This is a genomic window from Streptomyces griseochromogenes (genome assembly GCF_001542625.1).
In the GTDB taxonomy this organism is placed as follows: Bacteria; Actinomycetota; Actinomycetes; order Streptomycetales; family Streptomycetaceae; genus Streptomyces; species Streptomyces griseochromogenes.
Genome location: NZ_CP016279.1, coordinates 2,896,546 through 2,917,752 on the forward strand (window position 1 = coordinate 2,896,546; position 21,207 = coordinate 2,917,752).

Sequence of the window (21,207 nt, forward strand, 5' to 3'; positions counted from 1 at the left end):
GCGGCCCGGAGTGTCGATCGGCGGCCCTCGGTCAAGGGGGGCTACCGCCTGGTCCAGGCCTCGTTGGGGCCGCCGTTGCAGCTGTAGAGGATCACGCCGCTGCCGTCGGCGGTCGCCTGTCCGCTCACGTCCAGGCACTTGCCCGAAGCCTCGTTCACGATCTGCCCGTTGGCGTTCAGCAGCCAGCGCCGGGTGCCGTCATTGTCGTAGGCCGCCGTGGTCGTCAGGCCCGAACTCCCCGCCGTCAGATAGCCGTTCTCGCCCTTCAGCGCACCCCGGGCGTCGTACGACCACGACTGTCCGGCCGCACCGGTGCAGGTGCTGATGCGGGCGCCGGACGCGTCCGCCGTCAGGCACTTGCCGGACTGCCTGCCCTGCCAGGCACCGGTCACCGCCGAACTGCCGTGTCCCGCCTGATCGAGGACGTACGTCGTCACGGAGCGGGCCGCGAGGGTCGCGGACACCGTGCCGCCGCGCACGGACGGCCTGGTCACGTCCGCCCAGTCCTCGGTGGCCGAGGTGCGCACCGCCTGCGCGGCGCGCACCGGGGTGCGGCTGTTGAAGTGCAGGTTCAGCGGTGTGTCGGTGGTGTTGTGGTTGTTGACCACGACGACCCATGAACCGTTCCGGTCGTAGCTCGTGACTTCGACGCCGCCGGGCGTGCCCGTCACGTTGTGCGCCACCGAGCCCGGCTTCACGAACTTGCTGTACTGGCCCAGCGCGTAGTACCGCTTCGTGAAGTACAGCTTCTGGTCGCCGTTCGTCGCGTAGTCGGGGTCGTAGTAGATCAGGCCGTCGTTCCAGCCCTCGTCGTTCCTGCTGTACGGATCGCTGCCGTACCCGCTCGCCAGCGCCACCCACCACTGGAACGCGGAGTCGTGGGAGGTCGCGAAGTCCTTGTAGATGATCCGGGACATCAGCAGGGCGTTGTCGATGGTCGGGTCGTACTCCTGGTTCCAGCCCGTCGTGCCCTTGCCGAAGCAGCAGATCTCGGTCGCCCAGGACTCCTTGCCCGCCGACCGGGACGTCTCGTGGACCTTGCCCAGCTCACCGTCGTCCGGGTCGTCGTACGTGTGGTGGGCCAGCTTGGACACGTACGGGGCCGTGCCCGGCTGGGAGATCCACTGCGGCAGTTCGCTGTTGAACTGGGTCGTCCTGCTGGACTCGTCGGCGATGATGCCGGTCTTCTGGTGCCGTGCCCGCTGCTCGGCACCCAGCGCGCGCACGATGTCGTCGCGCCGGCCGACCGGGACCGGCATGCCCTCCTGGCCGCAGTCCGCGAAGCTGTTGTCCGGCTCGTTGAAGGGGCTGATGTAGTCGAGCCGCACGCCCTGCTGGGCGAAGTGATCGGTCACGTCGGCGACGTACTTGGCGAAGTCGCCCTCGTTCTCCGCCTTCAGCAGGCCGCCGCAGCTCTTCTGGTTGGTCGTCCACCGTGCGGGCGCGCTGTTCACGAAGCCGATCAGGTCCTCGACCCCGTATTCGGCCGCGTACTTGAGGAACCTCCGCCCGCCGTTGTCCTTGCTCCAGTCGTAGGTGCCGTCGGGGCCCAGGAAGTCCTCGGGGGCGCGGGCCGGGGTGGAGACCCCGGTGCCGCCACCGCCGATGTTGTAGCGGTACGAGCTGAGGTCCAGGCCCCGGGAGGAGAACAGCAGCCTGGCGACCCGGGCCTGGACGGCCGGCGAGAAGTGCTGGAGGTCGTTGACCCACCAGGCGCCGGAGGCACCGATGTCGTCGATGGTCTGGGCGGCGTGGGGGGAGACCTCGGCGGGGACGGGCGCGTCGGCGGCGCTCGCGGGCGGGGAGGTGAGCAGGGCCGCGGTGACAGCCAGTGCGGCCGAGGCTGCGGGCAGGAGGGATCTCCTGGTGCGGTGCTGAACCGTGCGGAGGTGAGACACGTGCATCCCTTCCGTCGTCATGAAGGCGGTGCGGTACGGCTCCTTGCCTGTGCGGTGGTGCGGGTCCGCTGCCCGACGGACTGCAGCGCCCCCTCCAGCGCGAACGTGGCCGCGCCGAGGGACACCGGGTCGGTGGGGATCGGGGAGAGGACGATCTCGGTGGCGGCCAGCGGCCGCCTGAGCGCGTGCCGGGCCACGGCCGCGCGCACCTCGCCGAGCAGCGGCTCGCCCAGCCGGGATGCCACCCAGCTGCTGAGCACGACCACTTCGGGGTTGAGGAGGTTGATCAGGTCGGAGATCCCGGCGCCCAGGTAACGGGAGGTGTCCTGGACCACCTTGAACGCCACCGGGTCGTTCGCGGCCACCGCCCGGGCCAGCGCGTCGATGGTGGCCGTCTGGTCCCCGGGGTGCAACAGCGGGGACAGCGGGCTCAGTTCGCGCAGGTTCTGCATGATGCCGGGCGCGCCGACATACGTCTCCACGCAGCCGTGGTTGCCGCAGTGGCACAGCCGCCCGTCCAGCACGAGCGTGGTGTGGCCCCACTCGCCGGCGCTGTTGCTCACCCCTCGGTGCAGCCCGCCGCCGAGCGCGAGTCCGGCGCCGACACCCGTGCCGAGGTTCACCACCACGGCGTCCCCGCGGCCGCGCGCCGCCCCGAACCACAGCTCGGCCACCGCGCAGGCGCGCAGCGGATTGTCCAGGTGCAGGGGATACGCGATGTGTTCGGCGAGCAGGTCGAGCAGCGGAACGTCGTGCCAGTTCCAGTTGGGCGCGTATTCGGCGACGCCGGTGTCCCGGTCCACCTGGCCCGGCACGCTCACCCCGACGCCGAGCACCCGGGCCGACTCGACACCGGCCTGGGCGACCACCGAGCCGACGGCGGCGGCGACATGGCCGACCACCTGTTCCGGGCGGCTCTCGCCGGGCCGCATGTCCTCGTCGGCGCGGGCCAGCACGTTCAGCGCCAGGTCGAACAGCTCGACATGGACATACGTCTCCGCGATGTCGACACCTATCAACGCGCCCCCCGACGCGTTGACGGCGACCAGCCCGCGGGGGCGGCCCCCGGCGGAGTCCTCGAAACCGACCTCGGTGATCATGCGCAGGTCCAGCAGTTCACCGACGAGCGTGGCGACCGTGGCCAGGCTCAGCCCGGTGGCCGCCGCGAGCTCCTGCCGGGAGGTGGGAGACTCGGCGATGATCTGGCGCAGCACCTCGTAGCGGTTCGCGGTGCGGATGTCGCGTGATGTGCGCTTCACGGAGCTGCCCCTCCCGTCCCGTCCGGCCGGCCGGGGCGGGATCGGCTCCGGCGCGGCGCCAGGTTATGGGCCGACAAGGGCTTTCGACAAGGGGTTAGGAAAGGGGGTGGAGAAAGTGCCGCCCCCCGGCGACCGTCAGTCTCCGAGCACGCCCCGTACGAAGGCGTTGGCGAACGTGCCTGCGGGGTCGAGGGTTTCGGCCAGGGCGCGGAAATCGGCCAGACGGGGATACCGTCCACGCAGGACCGCCGGCGGGACGGCGAACACCTTTCCCCAGTGCGGGCGCGGATCGAAGGCGTCCAGTGCCTCCTCCACCCGGCGCACCACCGGCAGCACGGCCGCCGTGTCCTCGATCCAGGTGAAGTGCAGGGTCACCGAGTCGCGGCCGTGGGCCGGGCCGAGCCACTGCGGGTCGGCGGCGACCGCGCGCACCTCGCAGACCAGCAGGACGCCGGCGACCGTGGACCGGATCCGGTCGAGCGCGCACAGCGCGTCGAGCGCGGCCGGCCTCGGCAGCAGATACTCCGACTGCAGCTCCGCGCCGCTGCTGGGGGTGAACTCCGCCCGGAAGTGCGGCAGCCGCTCGTGCCAGGGCCCCGGCACCCCGAACTGCTCCGTACAGTTGACCGTCGGCATCCCCGGCACGGGGTGCAGCGCCTTGGTCGCGGGCGGGGCCCAGGGAAAGTCCACCGGTGCCTGGTCGGTGCGGCGCTTGACCCACACCTGCCGGAAGCCCGGCTCCCGCCAGTCGGTGAACAGGCTCACGCTGTACGCCGACGCCGCCACCGCCTCGTAGTCCAGCCCGGCGAGCGGCAGCTCGGTGAACACGTGCTGCTCGACCTCGTACGACGGCTCCAGGTCCAGGGTGAGCGCGGTGACGACGCCGAGCGCACCGAGCGAGGTCACCGCACCGTCGAAGCGGGCGTCGCCCCGGCCGATCGGCACCGTGGAACCGTCCGCCGTGACCAGCTCCACCTCCCGTACCGCCGCGGCCAGCGGTCCGTTGCCGACGCCCGAGCCATGGGTGCCGGTCGCCACCGAGCCGGCCACCGAAATGTGCGGCAGCGAGGCCATGTTGGGCAGCGCGAGGCCATGCGCGTGGACCGCGCGGGCGAGCTCCGCGTACCGGACGCCGCCCGAGACGCGCACCGTACGGGCCGCGCCGTCCACGTCGATGACCGGGGGCAGACCGGCGATCGACACGAGCACTCCGTCGGCGCCGGGGTCGGCGATCCGGTTGAAGGAGTGGCCGCTGCCCAGTACCCGTACCTTCGCGCTGCCGGCCACCAGGGCTCGGAGCGCGTCCAGCGTGTCCGGGCGGTGGAACTCCCTGGCCGTGTAGGTGATGTTGCGCGCCCAGTTGGCGACCGTCTGCGCCGGCTCCGTCATTCCCGTCGTCCCTCCGAGTGCGTGTCCGTTGACCCTCTCATTCACCGAGACCTACCGTAGAAACCGTTTGCCACCCGCGCGTCACCGAGCCGGAAGGCCACGTCCTTGCCCGAGCGCCTCCAGGCACTGTTCGCCATGACGGCCCAGAACGTGCCGCACATCTTCCCGCCGGAGCTGCTCGCCCGGCTGCGCGAGCACGTGGAAATCGATCCCGCTCTGGTGGCGCACGACTTCACCGAGCCCCGGGTGCGGCGGACGCTCGCCCGCACCGAGGTCCTGATCACCGGCTGGGGCTGCCCCCGTCTGGACGCCGACGTGCTGGACGCGGCCCCGCGACTGCGCGCGGTGCTGCACGCGGCCGGCTCGGTCAAGGGCTTCACCACCCCCGAGGTCTGGCGGCGCGGCATCGCCGTCTCCTCGGCCGCCGCCGCCAACGCCCTGCCCGTCGCCGAATACACCTTGGCCGTGATCCTGCTCGCCGGAAAGGACGTCTTCGCCTCCCGCGACCAGCTGCGCACCCGCCGCACCTTCCCGTACGGCGGCATCGTCCCCGGCATCGGCAACCACGGCCGCCGCGTCGGCGTCGTGGGCGCCTCCCGCATCGGCCGCCGTCTGATCGAACTGCTCCGGCCCCACGACCTGCGGGTGAGCCTCACCGACCCGTACGTCGAGCAGGCCGAGGCCGCACGGCTCGGTGTGCCCCTGCTGCCCCTCGACGACCTGCTGCGCACCTCGGACATCGTCACCCTGCACGCCCCGCACACCGCCGAGACCCGGCACCTGATCGGCGCCCGCGAACTCGCCCTGATGCCGGCCGGATCCGTGCTGATCAACACCGCGCGCGGCGCCCTGGTCGACCACGACGCGCTGATCGGGGAACTGCGCACCGGGCGCCTGAACGCCGTCCTCGACGTCACCGACCCCGAGCCGCTGCCCGCCGACTCACCCCTGTTCGACCTGCCCAACGCCTTCGTGACCCCGCATCTCGCCGGTTCCCAGGGCAACGAGCTGGCCCGGCTGGGGCGGACGGTGGTGGAGGAGGCGGGCCGGCTGGCGACGGGCGACGCGCTGCTGCACGCCGTCGACCACGCGGCGCTGGAACGGGCCGCGTGACGGCGGATCCCGCGCGGACGGCCGTACCCGCCGTGCGGCCGCCCTCGAAGGGCGACCCGAACACACGACGGAGGCGGGCCGAGCGGTGGCGAAGAGGGCCCGGCCCGGTACGGGACCGGGCGCCTCGACCGCGCGGGACGTCGCCGCGCGCCGGAGTCCGGGCGACGGCGGTCTCCCGGGTGCCGGGCGGCACCCACTCGCCGCGACCGACAGGATCGCCTCCGGCGTGATGCGGGCCCCGCGCGAGGCGGGCCGCCGCATCCCGGACGACGCGGCGGTGGCGGCCTGCGACGACATCCCGGTCGCCCGTGACGTCCGTCCCGCCCTCACCACGGTCCACGTCCCGCGGGAGGAACCGGGCCGCGCCGCCGTCCGTCTCGCCCTCCGCCGCGCCGCACCTCCCGACAGCCGGCACCTGGTGCTGGGCACGCGCGTGGTGCTGCGGGACTCCACGCGGAGCGAAGTGAACGGGCTCCCGCGCACGGCGTGACCGCCCGGCCGCCCTCGCTAAGGACGCAGTCGCGGGGAAAGGTGCGCGGACAGCGCGCGGAGAAAATCCGGCGCGTCGAAGATCTCGCCCGCGGAGGCGACGCCGACCGTCTCGGTCCGTCCCGTCAGGATGCGGTCGACCGCTTCCACCGCGAGCGGCGCGGTGACGGCGTAGATGTCCCGGCCGCCGGCCACCGCACGCCGTTGCCTGCCGCCGCGGCGCACGACGGCGTCCACGAGGAAGGTCTGCGCGGACCGCCCGGACTCGTCGGCGGGGGTCGGCGCCGGTGTGTCCGGGGCCGTCACCTCCTTGGCCGCCTCGACGGTCATGTAGGTGCGCACGTCGGGGATGGGCAGATGGCTGGGCACGGTGACCACGTCGGCCATCGTGAACTCCCCGATGACGGCTCGAGGGCCCAGCGGGGCGGGGAAGGGCCACTCGAGGGCCGGCGGGCCGTCCTCGCGGTACTCCAGCCGCCCGTTCGTATGGACGATGCGCCGGGCGCCCCGTCGCTCGCGGGTGACCGCGCTGGTCGCTCGCGACCCGGCGGTGGGGTGCCAACTGCTCAGCGCGTACGCGATGTGCGCCTCGTCGGCCGCCGTCCAGTCGCCCATCGCGGCCGTGACCAGCAGATCGCCGAGTCCGCCGTAGAAGGCCATCGCGGGCACGATCACCGCTCCCGCCGCGCGGGCGCGGTCCGAGAAGCGTGTGAACGTGTCGACATTGGCCTCGATCTCGGCCGCCACATCCACATACGGGATCCCCGCGCGCAGTGCCGCCTCGATCACGGGGGCGGCCGTCGCGGCGAAGGGCCCGGCACAGTTGATCACGGCCGCGCTACCGTCCAGCGCCCGGTCCAGCGAGGCCGGATCGTCGACCGACGCCGGACGGACGTCCGATCCGGGACCGGTCGCCGCCAGCACCTTCAGCCGGTCGGCGTCCCGTCCGGAGAGCACCGGGACGAACCCGCGCTCCCGCAGTTCCGCCACCACGAACCGGCCTGTGTGCCCGTACGCGCCGAACACGGCCACCGTCTGCCTCGAACCCATGGTTCCCCCGTCGTCAAATGACTTGCCGCTGTCTGTCGTTGACATCCTGACGACGACGGATGCCCCGCACGAGTGTCCGGAACGACATGACCCGTACAATTCCGGACGTGAACACCGTCGCGCTCGCCGTCACCGACGGGATGCTGCACTTCGAACTGTCCATGGCGTACGAGGTCTTCGGCACCGCTCCGGCCGGCCTGACGGAGCCCTGGTACGACCTCGCCGTCTGCGGCCCGGCCGCCGTGCGGGCCGGTCTGTTCCGGCTGGAGCCCGACCACGGTCTCGACGGGCTCGTGCGCGCCGGCACCGTGATCGTCCCGGGCTGGGCCGACGTCGACACGGACCCGCCCGCCGACCTGGTCGACGCGGTGCGCGCGGCCCACGAGGCGGGTGCCCGGGTGGCCTCCCTGTGCACGGGCGCGTTCGTGCTGGCCGCCGCCGGCCTGCTGGACGGCAGGCGCGCCACCACGCACTGGGCGCACACCAGGGACCTGGCCGACCGCTATCCCCGAATCGAGGTGGACCCGGACGTCCTCTACGTGGACAACGGCAGCGTGCTCACCTCCGCCGGCAAGGCCGCCGCCCTGGACCTGTGCCTGCACCTCGTCCGCCGCGACCGCGGCTCGTCGATCGCCAATGCCGTCGCCCGCCGCCTGGTCGTGCCGCCGCACCGGGACGGCGGCCAGGCCCAGTTCGTCACCACCCCGGTGCCCGCCCCGGGCCATCACCCGCTCGCCGCGCTGCTGCCCTGGGTGCTCGCCCGCCTCGACCAGCCGCTGACCGTGGAGGACCTGGCCCGCCAGGCGCGGATGAGCTCGCGCCACCTGGGCCGCCACTTCAGGTCGGCGACCGGTACCACCCCGCTGCAGTGGCTGCTGACCCAGCGGATCCGACGCGCCCAGGAGCTGCTGGAGACCACCGGCGACAGCGTCGACTCCATCGCGACGGCCACCGGCATGGGCACCGCCACCACACTGCGCCGGCACTTCAACCGCACGGTCGGCGTCCCGCCGGACACCTACCGCCGCACCTTCCGCGCGCGCACCCTCCCCGGCCGGAATGATTGACCCGCCGGGATGCGGATTTCGTTGATAAATGGTCGATCGATGGAGTGTTTCGGCAAACAGATAGCCTTCTGGATGCGCTTTCAGTAGATTTACCGCTCATGACCTCACGGCCCCTCCCCGCCCAGCTCCCCCGGACCGACCTCACCCGGCACCGCCGCCTGCGCGAGCAGGGCAGTCTGGAGCGCGCCGATCTCGACGCGATCCTGGACGCCGGGTTCGTCTGTCACCTGGGGGTGGTGGTCGAGGGGCGGCCGCTGGTCGTGCCCACCGTGTACGGGCGGGACGAGCGGCACCTGTACCTCCACGGTTCCGTGGCCAGCCGCAGTCTCGCGGGCGGCACCCCCGTCTGCGTCACCGTCACCCACGTGGACGGCCTGGTCCTCGCCCGCTCCGTCTTCGAGCACGGGGTCAACTACCGCAGCGCCGTGATCCACGGCGAGGCCCGCAAGGTCACCGACCCCGACGAGAAGCTGGAGGGGCTGCGCCGGCTCACCGAGCACGCGACGCCCGGTCAGTGGTCGTACGCCCGGCGGCCCAGCCGCAAGGAGCTCGCCGCCACCACCCTCCTCGCCCTCTCCCTGGAAGAGGCCTCGGTCAAGATCCGCACCGGTGCCCCCGACGACGGCGACGGACCCGACGCCGAACTGGGTCTGTGGGCCGGGACCCTGCCGCTGACCGCGGTCTGGGGCGCCCCCGTGGCCGACCCGCTGCTGCCCGCCGACGTCCCCGTTCCGGGACACATCGCGCGGCGCGAGGGGACCCGGCACGGCTGACGCTCGGGCGGGGGCATACGGTGAGGAGCCGAACGCCTGAGCCGGGAGGAGATACGGGATGGGCAGCCGCACCGCGCTGGTCGAGGATCTGATGGAGCGCTTCCCGCATGTGCCGCGGGAGGCCGTCTTCAAGGAGGACCTGCTTCGCGGCGGTGTCGCCTTCGACCGATCGGCCCTCAGTGACAACGAGGGCGGGGACGTCAAGCCGAAGTCGTACTTCATCTTCTCCTTCGACCACGGCACCCTGCCCGAGCTGGGCGAGGCCGCGCTCAGGCGCCCGCCCGAGGAGATCATCCTCACCGGTGGCCCGTACGACCTGCGCCGCACCGTGGTCTCCGTACGGGTGAACCCGGCCTCGCCGTACCGGGTCGCCGCCGATGACGCGGGGCAGCTCGGGCTCTACCTGGACGGGAAGCGGATCGCCGACGTCGGCGTGCCGCCGATGCCGGAGTACTACCGGCACACCCTCTCCAACGGGAAGTCCGTGATGGAGGTCGCCCCGACCATCCAGTGGGGCTACCTGATCTACCTGACCGTCTTCCGGGTCTGCCAGTACTTCGGCGCCAAGGAGGAGTGCCAGTACTGCGACATCAACCACAACTGGCGCCAGCACAAGGCCGCGGGGCGCCCCTACACCGGGGTGAAGGACGTCGACGAGGTCCTGGAAGCGCTGGAGATCATCGACCGCTACGACACCCAGAAGGCGTCCACCGCCTACACCCTCACCGGCGGCGCGATCACGTCCAAGGTGGCGGGCCGCGACGAGGCCGACTTCTACGGCCACTACGCCAAGGCCATCGAGGAGCGCTTCCCGGGCCGCTGGATCGGCAAGGTCGTCGCGCAGGCGCTGCCCAAGGCGGACGTGCAGCGGTTCAAGGACTACGGCGTCCAGATCTACCACCCCAACTTCGAGGTGTGGGACCGCCGGCTGTTCGAGCTGTACTGCCCCGGCAAGGAGCGCTACGTCGGCCGGGACGAGTGGCACCGCCGCATCCTCGACTCCGCCGAGGTGTTCGGCGCGCGCAATGTGATCCCCAACTTCGTGGCGGGTGTGGAGATGGCCGAGCCGTCCGGCTTCACCACCGTCGACGAGGCCATCGCCTCCACCACCGAGGGCCTGCGCTTCTTCATGTCGCACGGCATCACGCCCCGCTTCACCACCTGGTGCCCGGAGCCCACCACCCCGCTCGGCAAGGCCAACCCGCAGGGCGCGCCGCTGGAGTACCACATCCGGCTCCTGGAGGCCTACCGGGCCACGATGGACGAATTCGGGCTGTCCTCCCCGCCCGGCTACGGTCCGCCCGGACCCGGCCGTGCCGTCTTCTCCGTCAGCTCCTTCATGGACAGCCTGCCCGCCCAGGAGCCTGCCCAGGTGTGATCCGCGCCGATCGGTCGCCGCGACGGTGAGCCGAAGGGCGCCCGCGTCCGTATCAGAGGCCGGAGTTGTGGGCCGAGCGGGCGCGGTCACGTCGCGCGACCTCACGGTCACCGGATTTGAATACGCCGCTTGTCAGTTGTGTCGGTGACGTGAAAGGCTCCTGCCCGCCGCGAGGTTCCCCCAACTCGGTTCGTTCTGTGGTGAGTTGACCTCGCTCGTGGATGCAGGAGTCCCATGCCCGACCTGCCGACCCCCCAGGACGCCACCGAGGCCGCGCTGTTCTCGGAGTGCTGGGACGCGGTGCTCTCGTACGCCGACCTGTGCACCTCCGGCTCGCTGACCGCTCATCAGCTGGCCACCGAGGCGTTCACCCTCGGCATGCGCGAGGTGCGTGCCGCCGGAGCCACCTCGGTGCGCGGCCCCGGCAGGCGTGCGGGGCGGCTGCCGGTGATCCCGGAGCTGCTGACCGCCGTCCGCAGCACGGCCGCGAACTGGGAGGCCGACGGCCGGGGACACAAGCTGGACCCCGACCTGAGACTGTGGCTCAACTCCGGCCAGGCCGCCCGCTACGGCGGCCCGCCGCTGCGCCGTCCGGTCGCGCTGCGCGGGCTGCGGGACCTGCAGGACGCCGACGCCTCACTGCTGTGGCTCGCGGAGGTGGAGGCGCTGCCCCTGCCGACGGTGGCCCGTCGGCTCGCCCTGGACCCGGCCACGGTCACCGAGGAACTCGACCAGGTCCGCGGCCTGTTCCGGGAACGCTGTCACCGCGCGCACCTCGACTCCCCGATGGACGCGCAGTGCCGCAGCTACGCCGGGCTGCTGGACGCGGTCAGCCGCTCGGCCGCCGCCGACACGCCGGGCGACCTCTCCCGGCACCTCGCCACCTGCGCCCAGTGCGCCGAAGCCGCCGCCTGCCTGCGGCTGCACGGCGGCAGCCTGCCCGCCGCGCTGGCCGGCGGGGTCATCGGCTGGGGCGGCCTCGCCTATCTGGAGCGCCGGCGCCGCGCCGCCGAGGTCAGGCTCGCCGGTGTCCGCCCCCGCGCCGCCGAGGCGGACACCGGCGAGCCCGAGGAGGGCGCGGGCCGCACCCGGGTGCTGCGCGGCGGCCTGCTCGCCGCCGCCGTCCTGCTGTCGGCGCTGGCGCTCGGCGTGTCGATGATGCCGTTCGGCGACTCCCGAGGGCCCGACGGGCCCGGCGACGACACCGCGGCCGTCCGCGACGAAAGCCGGCCCGTCGCCGCGCCCGGCACCTCCCGCACCACCGCGGGACCGACGCCTTCCCGCACGCCCTCCGCCACCCCTTCCGCGACCGCCACCCGGACCAGGCCCGCACACGGGAACCCCGACCCCGAACCCCAGGGCACCTCCTCCGGCACCACCGGCACCGGCCCGAGCCGGACGACGGCCCCCGCCCCCGACCCCGCCTGCCGCGTCGCCTACGACCTGGTCAACCAGTGGGCCGACGGCTTCCAGTCCACCGTCACCGTCAGCACCGGAGAGGCCCTCACCGACTGGCAGGTCGGCTGGACCTTCCGTGACGGCCAGCAGGTCGGCCAGATGTGGGACGCGACCGTCGAGCAGAACGGCTCCCGAGTCACCGCCACCGCGGCCCCGTACGACAAGACCGTCGCCGCGCACGGGACGCTGAGCTTCGGCTTCCTCGCGTCCTGGCAGGGCGGGAACCGGGCGCCGAACCACTTCACGCTCAACGGGAAGCCCTGCGCGACGAGTTGAGGCCGTAGCGCCTCTTCCGTCCCGTGTGCCCTCAGGCGCGGTCGCCGGGGTGGCGATTAATCACCGTCCCCTCACCGTGCCACTACCTCGGCATCACCGCCCCGACGGCAGAAAACCTGAGTTTTCGCCAAATCCTCCACCCTCGGCGGACCAGCTCGCCGCACGTGACGGAAGCGGGCCCGTGACCCGGGCGAGGCACGCTCACGCGACCTACCTGGCGGTTCCGCAACTACCGGGCGGTACCCCCGGTGTGGCGCAATTCACTCGCCTGAAAACGGCGCTCTGTCACCATCAACGCCATCGCAAGACCAGGCATCAGCACTGCGGCGGGGGGCGTGGGCATGGGGCTGCTCGGCAATGAGCTCGCGTTCGCGCACGCGCTGACACCCCAGGAGCGGGAGAGCGTGATGGCTCTCGGGAGCCGGAAGCGCTACCCGGCCGATGCCCACCTTGTGACCGAAGGGGACCGGTCGAGTCACGTAGTGATCATACTTCAGGGGTGGGTGACCGTTTCCGTGGCCACGGACCGGGGTGCCACCCGGCTCATACTCGGGCTGCGCGGCCCCGGTGAACTGCTGGGTGAGATGGCCGCGTTGGACCGCCATCCCCGCAGTGCCACCGTGCGCGCGCTCGGCCCCATAGAGGCCCAGGTCATCTCCGGGGACGCGTTTCGCGGATTTCTCGCCGTGCACCCCCGGGTCAGCGGTCTGGTGATACGCCAGCTCACCTTCCGGCTCCGCAGCGCCGACCAGGAACGGTCCGCGCTCGCCTCACTCACCGTGCTCCAGCGCCTGGCCAGCCGGCTCACCGAGCTCTCCGGAGCCGAATCCGCCGGCCCCTACACCCCGTCCGCGGCGGCCTCTTCGAACGGTCTCACGCCCGCCGGGCGCGTCAGCCCCGTCGGCCCCGTCGTCCAACTCGCCCAGGACGAACTCGCCGCGACGATCGGAGCCACCCGGGAAGCCGTCGCCAAGGCCCTGCGTCTGCTGCGCGACCAGAACATTGTGCGCACCGGAAACCGGCTGGTGGAGATCCTCGATCCGGCGCTGCTCGCCCTCCTGGCGGAGGGACATCAGGAGTAAACCCCCGCCTCGCCATGTGTAAACGGCTACAGACGGCCTGCGTCCCGGGCCCGACGCTGATGGGACGAACCATTTCTTCGGCAAGCGAAAAGCACCGCAGGGGGCACGGGTGAACCACGAGGTACCGGAACTCGGGGAAGCGCACTACGAGTTGGTGATCAGCGTCGATGCCAGACGGTCGGGACAGTACGAGGACATCGACAAGCCGCGTATGCGCGATCAGATCTACCGAGTGCTGGAGACGGCGTTCGCCCACGCCGGAGTGGGGCTCGACGCCTTCCACATGGAGGACCGCGGGGACGGCGTGCTGATCGCGGTCGCGGGCCGGATCGCGGTGAGCCGGCTGCTCGGCCTGTGGCTGGTCGAGGTGCGCGAGAAGCTGCGGGACGAGAACCGCGGTCTGCGCGTGCCCCTGGGGCTGCGGATCGGCATGCACGTCGGCCCGGTCCGGCACGACGACCGCGGCATCAGCGGCCGCGCGGTCGACCTCGCCTGCCGGCTGGCCGACTCCTCCGTCGCCCGGCTGCTCCTCGACGCCGAGGAGGCCGACCTCGTCCTGGTGACCTCCCAGTCCCTGTACGAGGACGTGGTCAGCGGCGGCGGCAAGTTCATCGAGCCCGCGCACTACGCCCCGGCCCGGCTGGAGCTCAAGGAGGGCGAGGTCACCGCCTGGTTCCACCTTCCCGGGCGGCCCGCTCCGGAGATTCCCGACGCCGTACCGCCGTCGGCACCCGCACCCGCCTCCGGCTCCCTGACCGGCGCCGACGACGACGAGTTCGACGACAACGACGAGTACCAGGACGTCAACGACACCATGTCCGGCCACCGGACCGGTCCCGACGGAGTTCATTACAACGTCATCGGTGACGTGTCCCATAACCACCACAACAAGTACGAGGGGAACGTGCAGATCGGCCGGACCGTCAACCACGACTCCGGGCAGGGGAAGGGCTGAGCCGAGTGAGCGACGACGAGCAGGCGGGCGGCGCGGCCGACGACGTCCCCGAGAAGCCCGACGGGGGACGGTCGTCCGACGACGACAAGAAGCAGGACCGGGACGACAAGAGGCAGGACCGGGACGGCAGGAAGCAGGACCGGGACGACAAGAAGTCCAAGGACGACCACTCCCGGGACGACGAGGACAAGGACGACGACAAGAAGTCCGCCGAGGACGAGGAGGCGGAGAAGGAGAAGGAGCGGGAGAGGGAACGCGAGCGCGCCGCCGGGCGGTTCAAGGCGTACACCCGCGACCCCCTCGCCGACGACCAGGGCGAGGACGGGCCCACCGATCTCGCCGCCGCCGCGCGCACACGCCGGGCCACCCGGCTGCTGTTCGACGTCGGCCGGGACCTGAACCGCTTCGACCGCTCCTACATCAACAGCGCCCACATCGGCGACATCAACCTGCGGCTGGACGGCCGCCAACCGGGCGCCGGCATGCGCAGCGGGCCCGTACCCGAGGAGGAACTGCGCAGGCTCCGCCGCGTCCATGTGGAGCCGGAAGGGTACGTGCGGCTGCGCAACGCCCTTCGCGCCCGGCGGCTGCTGGTGCTCGGCGCCGCGCCCGGTACCGGACGTACGAGTACGGCCCTCTCGCTCCTCGACGAGGTCACCGGGCGCCCGGCCGAGGACACCGACACCGACCGGGTGCTGCGGGTCGACCCGGGCGGCGGGGTACGGCAGTTGGCCGCCGAGCTGGAGTCGAGCGGGGGCTCCGGGTACGTGCTGGAGCTGTCCCTCACCCGGCCCGGTGCGCTGCTCCCGGACGAGATGGACCTCGACGAGCTCGCCGCGGCCCTGGCCCGGCACGAGGCCTTCGCGGTGATCGTCGTCACCGTCGGCTCGGCGGCGAACCCGCTGCTGGCCGGCCGGTACGGCATGCTCTGCCCGCCCGTGCCCCACCAGGAACTGCTGCACACCCGGCTGCGCGAGCGCCTGGAGCGGCATGCCGCCACGGAGCCGGACGGCGGAGCCCGGGCGGACGACCTGCTCGCCCGCGCCCGGGAACTGGCCGAACGGGAAGAGGTCAAGGAGGCCGTCGGCCTCAACGAACTGCGCCCGGCCGAGGCCGAACTGCTCGCCTCGCTGCTGGCCGGACATGTGATGGGGGACTTCCCCTACGAGGAACTGCTCTCCGGGTGCCGCAGCCTCGCCGCGAGCCAGGCCCAGGAGTGGTTCGCCGGAGTCGACCGGGCGCTGACGGCGCGGCCGGCGCAGTCGGCCGAGGCGGACCGGAAGGCGGAGCGGCCGGGCACGGCGACCCTGTTCCACCCGGTGGCGTTCCGGATCGCCCTCGCCGTCCTCGGCGGGGCCACGCACAGCGCGGTGGCCGCCGCCGCGCACCTGCTGACCTGGGAACTGTCCGTGCAGTGCGACCCGGACAACACCCCGGCCCGCCCGCTGTTCTGCGACGACCCGGAAGCCGATCTGGCCCTCTCGCGCGCCGAACCGAAGGACGGCAAGGTCGAGGTGGACGGCGTCGAGGTGCCGGCGCGGCTGATCTGGTACCGGGGTTCCGCTCTGCCGTCCGCGGTGCTGACCGAGCTGTGGGACCGGCACTTCCCGGTCCGCGCGCCGGTGGTGCGCTGGCTGCGGCTGCTGGCGGACGACCCGCGCTCGCAGGTGTGGATGCGCGCCGCGGTGGCCGGGGGGGAGCTGTGCGTACGGGACTTCGACCACGGCTACACGGAGCTGGTCCGGCCGCTCGCCGAGGCGGCCACGCCCCGCCGCAGGATCTTCGCGGCCACCACCCTGGACCAGGCCGCCGGTCACGACTCGCACCGCAAGACCGTGCACAAGCTGGTCGCCGACTGGAGCCGCAACGGCACGAAACTCCTGCGCTGGACCGCGGCGATGGCGCTCGGCTACGGCAACGCCGCGGCCAGTACGGACGACACCCTGGACGCCCTGGCCCGGATCGGGGTCCGCGACGACGGGGAGCAGCTCGCGGCCGCCTCCTTCAACGTCGTACGGCTGCTCGCCCTGCCGGACGCGGCACAGGTGCTGGAGCGGATGGCCGAGTGGACCCACCACAAGCGCGAGCGGTACCAGGACCTGGGCCTGGTGACCACCGTCCGGCTCGCGCTGACCACGGTGGACGAGGTGCTCTCGGACGACCCGGACTCCCCGCTGGCCGACCGCGGCGACTGGCCGATGCCGCTCGCCCTCGCCGCCACCCGGCCCGAACTGGTCGGTCCCATGGCCGACTTGATGTGGACCGCGCTGAACACCGCGCGGGCCAGGGACGTGGCGATGGACGCGCTGGAGCGTCTGCTGCGCTCGGCCGTGCGCAAGGACGGCACCGAGTGGACCCGGCCAGGGCTCGCGGCGCTGCTGCCCGCGCTGGCGACCGACGAGTACGACCGGCGGCGGCTGGACTGGCTGCTGCGCCACATGATGAACGACCCCGAGAACCCCGTCCCCGAGCCGCAGGCCCGCGACTTGTGGCGGCTCGCCGTGAGGCCGCCCGAGCGGCCGCGGCAGGCGCGGCCGCGCCAGGAGATCACGCGCCGGGAGACGACCCGCGAGGAGGAGAGGCATGGCTGAGGACGAGGACGAGGCGGCGGCCGGAGGCGTGGCGCCCCCCGGGCCGTTCCTGAAGGAGTACAAGCCGATCGGGATCCCGCCGGTGAGCGCCCAGAAGGCCTCGGTGGTCTTCTACCGCAAGGGCGGCTACAGCGTGATCACCGTCTCCGGGGTGCGGCACGTCGACAAGCGGGCGCTGGCCCAGCCGCACTCCGTCTGCGAGATCGCGCAGGGAACCTATGTGTCGACCCTCGAACTGGATCTGCCGGCCGCCGGAGGCACCAGTTTCTTCAAGGCCGAGGTGGACATCGAGTGGGAGGTCACCGATCCCTACCTGGCCGCCGTCCAGGTCGTGACCGACGTCGCGGCGCGGCTCACCTCGCCGGTGCTGGAGCGGCTGCGGGAGGTCACCCTGACCTACCGGGTGACCGACGCCGAACAGGCCAACCGCGTCATCACCCGCGAGTGCGTGGGCGGACGCTGGAGCGATCTGGGCTCCGACCTCGGCCTGCGGGTGCGGCTGTACGTCCGCCTCGGGGTGGACGACGAGGCCATCGAGTACGCGAAGAAGCAGCGCGAGGTGCGTGCCGACGCCGAGGTCACCAAGGTGCGTCAGGACGCGTTCCGGCGCATGCTGCAGGGCGGGGAACTGGAGCAGCTCAGCTTCATGCTGGCCGCCGACCCCGAGGGGGCGAAGGACTTCCTGGAGAAGATCCGCCAGGAGGGCCGGCAGGACGAGCGGGACCGTGTCGACCGGCTCTACAGCATGGCGCTGCGGGGCGAACTCAACTCCATCGACGTGGAGACCCAGGTCCTGAACCTCCTCAACAAGGACAACCGCGGCCTGAGCGGCCCCATCGGGTCGGTGCCCGCCCGCCGCGAGCCCCGGCAGCTGGGGGCGTCCGCGGACGGCCCGTTCACCCCGGACTGGGTGTCGGACGAACCGCCCCGGCGGCAGCCGTACCGGGCGGAGCCCTCCCGGCAGGAGCCCCGGCGCAGGGAGCGCCACCACGGCGACGACACCGCGGCGGACGAACCGCCCTCCCGCGCCCGGCGCCGGCCCCACCGCTCCGACGCCTACCCGGCGGACGACGTGGACCGGGAGCCGCCGCGTGGCCGGGCGTACCGGCCGGACCGGTCGGACGGTTATGCGGAGGACGACTTCGACTGGGGACCGCCGCGCGGCAGGCCGTACCGGTCGGAGTCCTATCCGGTCGACGACGTGGACCGGGAGCCGCCGCGTGGCCGGGCGTACCGGTCGGACCGGTCGGACGGTTATGCGGACGACGACTTCGACCGGGATCCGCCGCGCGGGCGCACCCACCGGCCGGAGCTCTATCCGGCGGACGACCCCGACCGCGATCCGCCGCGCGGGCGCACCTACCGGCCCGAACGCTACCCGGCGGACGAGGACTTCGACCGGGAGCCCCCGCGCGGCCGCAGACGCCCGCGGGACGACGGCTGGGACTGGGCGGAAGAGGAACGATGACCGCCGAGGGTGAGGCCCAGACCTCCCCCGCCTCGGTCGGGCCTGTGCCGGACGGGGGTCGGCACTGCCACGACCGGGCGGGGGAGCGCATCGCCGAACGGCTGCTGAGCACGGCCAGGGAAGACCTCGGCCGGGCCGACTCGAAGGCCGCCGTCCTGCTGTCCGGGACGCTCGCCCTGCCCGCGTTCCTGCTCGGCCGGCACGGCCCACCGGGCTGGCACAGTCCCGCCGACGTGGCGCTCGGCCTCGCGGCCGTGCTCTGGTCCGGCGCGGTGATCGCGCTGATCGGCGCGCTGATGCCGCGCACCCGCACGATCCGGGGCCGCGAGGGGGTGACCTACTTCGGCGACCTGGCGGCCTCCCGCGACCCGCAGGGGCTGTCCATCCAGGTCGCCGAGGCCGGATGCGACCCCGCCGAATGGCTGCTCGTCCAGGCCGTGGACGTCAGCTCGATCCTGTCCGCCAAATACCGGGCCATCCGCTGGGGCATGGGCTCGCTCGCCCTGTCGGCCGCCCTGGCACTGGCCTGGGGGCTGACCCCGCGCTGACGCGTGGCCGGCCCGCACCAAGCACTCCATGCATCAACGAACGAAGAATCAGGGGACGGCCGTGGGAAGAGTCACGGGAAGACGGCACACAGAAAGGGGCCGGGTGCGTCGCGCCGCGGTCCCGGTACTGGCCTGCGCCGCGTTGTTCGTGTCCCTGCTGGCACCGGCCGGACAGGATCCGGTGCCGGCGGCGGACTCCACGCCGGCGTTCCCGGCGGTCAACTACGCGGTGGCCGTGGACGAGTCCACGAGCCTCGCGGCCGAGGACATGAAGGCCGAGAAGGCCGCCGCCGCACGGATCGCACTCGGTGACGTGTCCTCGGACTCCCATGTCACCGTCTTCGGCTTCGCCGCGGCCGAGGCCGACGGGCAGCGCGCGGTGGACCCGGTGTGCCCGCGCACCGGGCTGGACGCGACGGGCCGCGAGACGATCGGCGCCTGCGTCGGCAAACTGCACCGCCGCACGAAGAGCGAGGGCACCGGCACCGACTTCCCGAGCGCGATACGCCAGGGCGTGCACGACCTCACCGACGGCACCGACCCATCGCAGCCCCGAGTGCTGTTCCTGCTCACCGACGGGTACATGGACGTCAGCGACAGCCCCAAGTACGGTTCGCCCGAGCACCGCGAGGACGAGGGCAAGCGACAGCTGGGTCTCGCCCTCAAGGAGGCCGCCGCGCAGAACGTGCAGATCTGGCCGCTCGGCTTCGGAGACCAACCGCGACTCGACGAACTCAAGCGAATGGCCGCCGGCGGATACCAGAAGGGCTGCGTCGATCTGCCCTCCGCCAGCCCGCAACCCCACAAGGTCAAGGCGTCGGACATCGGCTCCACGCTGGAGGACATCTTCGCCGCCGCCCACTGCATGCGCCATGGGGAGGGAACCAGCAAGCGGCCCCCCGCCACCCTGGAGATCGGCATCTCGCCCCTCGCCACCGTGGGCAGCATCGTCGTCGACAAGGGCGACCCCCAGGTGAAGATCACCTACTACGACCCGAGCGGCGACGAGGTCCCCACCCACGGGTCGTTCAAGAAGTCCCAGTTCGAGCTGGCGGGCGGCACCGGGCCGGTGGAAGCCCTGAAGATCGTCGATCCGCTGCCCGGCACCTGGAAGGTCAAGGCCGAGGCCCCGGAAGGACACCGCTCCCTGCCGGTCTCCGTCAGCGTGCTGTGGCAGGGCGAACTGCGCGGCGCCATCACCATGGACCCGCCCTCGCCGGGGGCCGGGGACAAGGTCACGGTGACCATGCGGCTGCAGACGCGCGAGGGCTACCAGATCAAGGACCCGCGCGACTACGCGGGGCTGCGCGTCCGCAGCCAACTGACCGGTGACGGTTTCAGCCCCGTGGCGCTGGACCTCACCGACGACGGCAAGGCGCCCGACTCCACGGCCAGCGACGGTTCCTTCACCGGCGCCGTGCGGATCCCGAAGTCCGCCACCGGGGCACTGAAGGTGAGCGCCACGCTGACCGCCTCGGGGCTGCGTGCCGACACCCGCAGCGAGGACGGCTGGAGGGCGCCCGGCCAGCTGCCCGTCACCGCCTTCCTCAGCCTGCCCGAGGCAAGTGTCCACCCCGGCGCCACGATCACCGGCACCCTGGAGCTCCACAACAGCAGCGACACCGCGCACACCCTGCGGCTCTCCGTGGCCGATCTGCAGCCCGGGCTGCTCTCGGTGAACCCCGCCGAGATCACCGTCAAGGCTCACGAGTCCGGCACCCGGAAGGTGACGGCCGAGGTCGCCCCCGCGAACGTCTTCGGCGACCGCCTCGGCCACGACGGGCTCAGGCTCGCCGGCAGCGTCAAGGTCGCCGACACCACCGACCACGACCGGACCCTCGCACAGCCCCAGCTCTCCGTGCGGGTGACGCCCGAGCCGGGGATCTGGGACAAGTACTGGTGGGCGTTCGTGAGCGCCGCCGCACTGGTCGTGCTGCTCGCCGTGGCGGGCGCCGTCTGGGTACGGCAGCGCCGACGGCGCCGGGACCCGCACGGCCTGGTGCTGCGGCTGGTCTCGGACGACGGCACCGTCCTCAACGAGCACCCGGCCGGACACGGCCACAAGCAGTGGTACGAGTTCGCCGTCGCCGAAGCCCACCGCAGCCCGCGCATCGAGCGGCGCCCGCACGGCCCGTACGCCGTCCAGCGCAGCCCCGAGGGCGGAGCGGTCCTGCGCAAGCGGGGCGGCGGCCGCACCCTGGTGCCCGCCCGGGGCCAGGTCCCCCTGACCGACACGCTGCACCTGGCCGTCGGCGGGGACGTCAAGCCGACGAGGAAGGGCGGCAAGCCGAAGCAGCCCACCGTGGGCCCCCGACCCGGCGCAGGGGAGAGCAGCAACGCCAGCCCCTACATCGACTTCGAGTGATGCGCGGGCGGGCACCCCACCGCCCGCCCGCCACCGCTTCGCGGCCAC

Annotated in this window: 16 protein-coding genes; 12 read left to right on the forward strand and 4 right to left on the reverse strand. The window is 72.6% G+C overall.

Going from position 1 to position 21,207, the window contains the following annotated elements:
* Positions 1-41: 41 nt before the first annotated feature.
* The 3 genes from AVL59_RS12355 to AVL59_RS12365 all read right to left on the reverse strand — a co-directional run bounded on the left by AVL59_RS12355 (position 42) and on the right by AVL59_RS12365 (position 4,546).
* Complete coding sequence (locus tag AVL59_RS12355) at positions 42-1,904, reverse strand: glycoside hydrolase (protein WP_208870356.1); 1,863 nt, start codon at positions 1,902-1,904, stop codon at positions 42-44.
* A gap of 11 nt (positions 1,905-1,915) precedes the next feature.
* Entirely contained in the window at positions 1,916-3,157 is a 1,242-nt protein-coding gene (locus AVL59_RS12360; RefSeq protein ID WP_067302797.1) for an ROK family transcriptional regulator, read from the reverse strand.
* Between the two features lie 135 nt (positions 3,158-3,292).
* Complete coding sequence (locus tag AVL59_RS12365) at positions 3,293-4,546, reverse strand: FAD-binding protein (RefSeq protein WP_067302799.1); 1,254 nt, start codon at positions 4,544-4,546, stop codon at positions 3,293-3,295.
* A 105-nt stretch (positions 4,547-4,651) separates the two neighbouring features.
* Between AVL59_RS12365 and AVL59_RS12370 the strand changes: the two genes are divergently transcribed.
* A complete protein-coding gene (locus AVL59_RS12370; protein WP_067302802.1) occupies positions 4,652-5,659 on the forward strand; it encodes a hydroxyacid dehydrogenase in 1,008 nt (335 codons plus the stop codon).
* An 85-nt stretch (positions 5,660-5,744) separates the two neighbouring features.
* Positions 5,745-6,149, forward strand: coding sequence for a substrate-binding domain-containing protein (locus tag AVL59_RS12375; protein WP_067302804.1), 405 nt, complete (start codon positions 5,745-5,747; stop codon positions 6,147-6,149).
* Positions 6,150-6,166: 17 nt separating this feature from the next.
* Here AVL59_RS12375 and AVL59_RS12380 read toward each other — a convergent pair whose 3' ends face one another.
* On the reverse strand, positions 6,167-7,198 hold the full coding sequence (locus tag AVL59_RS12380) for a saccharopine dehydrogenase family protein (protein ID WP_067302807.1): 1,032 nt from the start codon (positions 7,196-7,198) through the stop codon (positions 6,167-6,169).
* A 107-nt stretch (positions 7,199-7,305) separates the two neighbouring features.
* Here AVL59_RS12380 and AVL59_RS12385 point away from each other — a divergent pair, with 107 nt between their 5' ends.
* The 10 genes from AVL59_RS12385 (at position 7,306) to AVL59_RS12430 (ending at position 21,159) form a co-directional block, all read left to right on the forward strand.
* Positions 7,306-8,265: a helix-turn-helix domain-containing protein gene (locus tag AVL59_RS12385; RefSeq protein ID WP_099053048.1), complete on the forward strand. Its 960-nt coding sequence runs from the start codon at positions 7,306-7,308 to the stop codon at positions 8,263-8,265.
* A 98-nt stretch (positions 8,266-8,363) separates the two neighbouring features.
* On the forward strand, positions 8,364-9,038 hold the full coding sequence (locus AVL59_RS12390; protein ID WP_067302812.1) for a pyridoxamine 5'-phosphate oxidase family protein: 675 nt from the start codon (positions 8,364-8,366) through the stop codon (positions 9,036-9,038).
* 58 nt (positions 9,039-9,096) lie between these two features.
* On the forward strand, positions 9,097-10,416 hold the full coding sequence (locus AVL59_RS12395; RefSeq protein ID WP_067302815.1) for a radical SAM protein: 1,320 nt from the start codon (positions 9,097-9,099) through the stop codon (positions 10,414-10,416).
* 234 nt (positions 10,417-10,650) lie between these two features.
* Positions 10,651-12,150, forward strand: a complete 1,500-nt coding sequence (locus AVL59_RS12400) for a cellulose-binding domain-containing protein (protein ID WP_067302818.1) — start codon at positions 10,651-10,653, stop codon at positions 12,148-12,150.
* Positions 12,151-12,491: 341 nt separating this feature from the next.
* A complete protein-coding gene (locus tag AVL59_RS12405; protein ID WP_067302821.1) occupies positions 12,492-13,232 on the forward strand; it encodes a Crp/Fnr family transcriptional regulator in 741 nt (246 codons plus the stop codon).
* A 109-nt stretch (positions 13,233-13,341) separates the two neighbouring features.
* Positions 13,342-14,187 carry a nucleotidyl cyclase domain-containing protein gene (locus tag AVL59_RS12410; protein WP_067302824.1) on the forward strand — a complete coding sequence of 282 codons (846 nt, stop codon included), beginning with the start codon at positions 13,342-13,344 and terminating at the stop codon, positions 14,185-14,187.
* Positions 14,188-14,192: 5 nt separating this feature from the next.
* Positions 14,193-16,778: a hypothetical protein gene (locus AVL59_RS12415; protein WP_067302826.1), complete on the forward strand. Its 2,586-nt coding sequence runs from the start codon at positions 14,193-14,195 to the stop codon at positions 16,776-16,778.
* A complete protein-coding gene (locus AVL59_RS12420) occupies positions 16,771-18,246 on the forward strand; it encodes a chromosomal replication initiator protein DnaA (RefSeq protein WP_067302829.1) in 1,476 nt (491 codons plus the stop codon). The genes AVL59_RS12415 and AVL59_RS12420 overlap by 8 nt, the downstream gene beginning before the upstream one ends.
* Complete coding sequence (locus tag AVL59_RS12425) at positions 18,243-18,794, forward strand: Pycsar system effector family protein (RefSeq protein WP_067302832.1); 552 nt, start codon at positions 18,243-18,245, stop codon at positions 18,792-18,794. Before AVL59_RS12420 ends, AVL59_RS12425 begins: the two co-directional genes overlap by 4 nt.
* 103 nt (positions 18,795-18,897) lie before the next feature.
* The gene (locus AVL59_RS12430) at positions 18,898-21,159 is read left to right on the forward strand and encodes a vWA domain-containing protein (RefSeq protein ID WP_208870357.1); all 2,262 of its coding nucleotides are present in this window, start codon (positions 18,898-18,900) and stop codon (positions 21,157-21,159) included.
* Positions 21,160-21,207 lie beyond the last annotated feature (48 nt).

Bases quoted from the DNA above. Each gene is read 5' to 3' on its own strand.
- AVL59_RS12380 (WP_067302807.1), bottom strand. From the start codon at position 7,198: ATGGGTTCGAGGCAGACGGTGGCCGTGTTCGGCGCGTACGGGCACACA.
- AVL59_RS12420 (WP_067302829.1), top strand. From the start codon at position 16,771: ATGGCTGAGGACGAGGACGAGGCGGCGGCCGGAGGCGTGGCGCCCCCC.
- AVL59_RS12395 (WP_067302815.1), top strand. From the start codon at position 9,097: ATGGGCAGCCGCACCGCGCTGGTCGAGGATCTGATGGAGCGCTTCCCG.
- AVL59_RS12365 (WP_067302799.1), bottom strand. From the start codon at position 4,546: ATGACGGAGCCGGCGCAGACGGTCGCCAACTGGGCGCGCAACATCACC.
- AVL59_RS12425 (WP_067302832.1), top strand. From the start codon at position 18,243: ATGACCGCCGAGGGTGAGGCCCAGACCTCCCCCGCCTCGGTCGGGCCT.
- AVL59_RS12405 (WP_067302821.1), top strand. From the start codon at position 12,492: ATGGGGCTGCTCGGCAATGAGCTCGCGTTCGCGCACGCGCTGACACCC.
- AVL59_RS12400 (WP_067302818.1), top strand. From the start codon at position 10,651: ATGCCCGACCTGCCGACCCCCCAGGACGCCACCGAGGCCGCGCTGTTC.
- AVL59_RS12390 (WP_067302812.1), top strand. From the start codon at position 8,364: ATGACCTCACGGCCCCTCCCCGCCCAGCTCCCCCGGACCGACCTCACC.
- AVL59_RS12355 (WP_208870356.1), bottom strand. From the start codon at position 1,904: ATGCACGTGTCTCACCTCCGCACGGTTCAGCACCGCACCAGGAGATCC.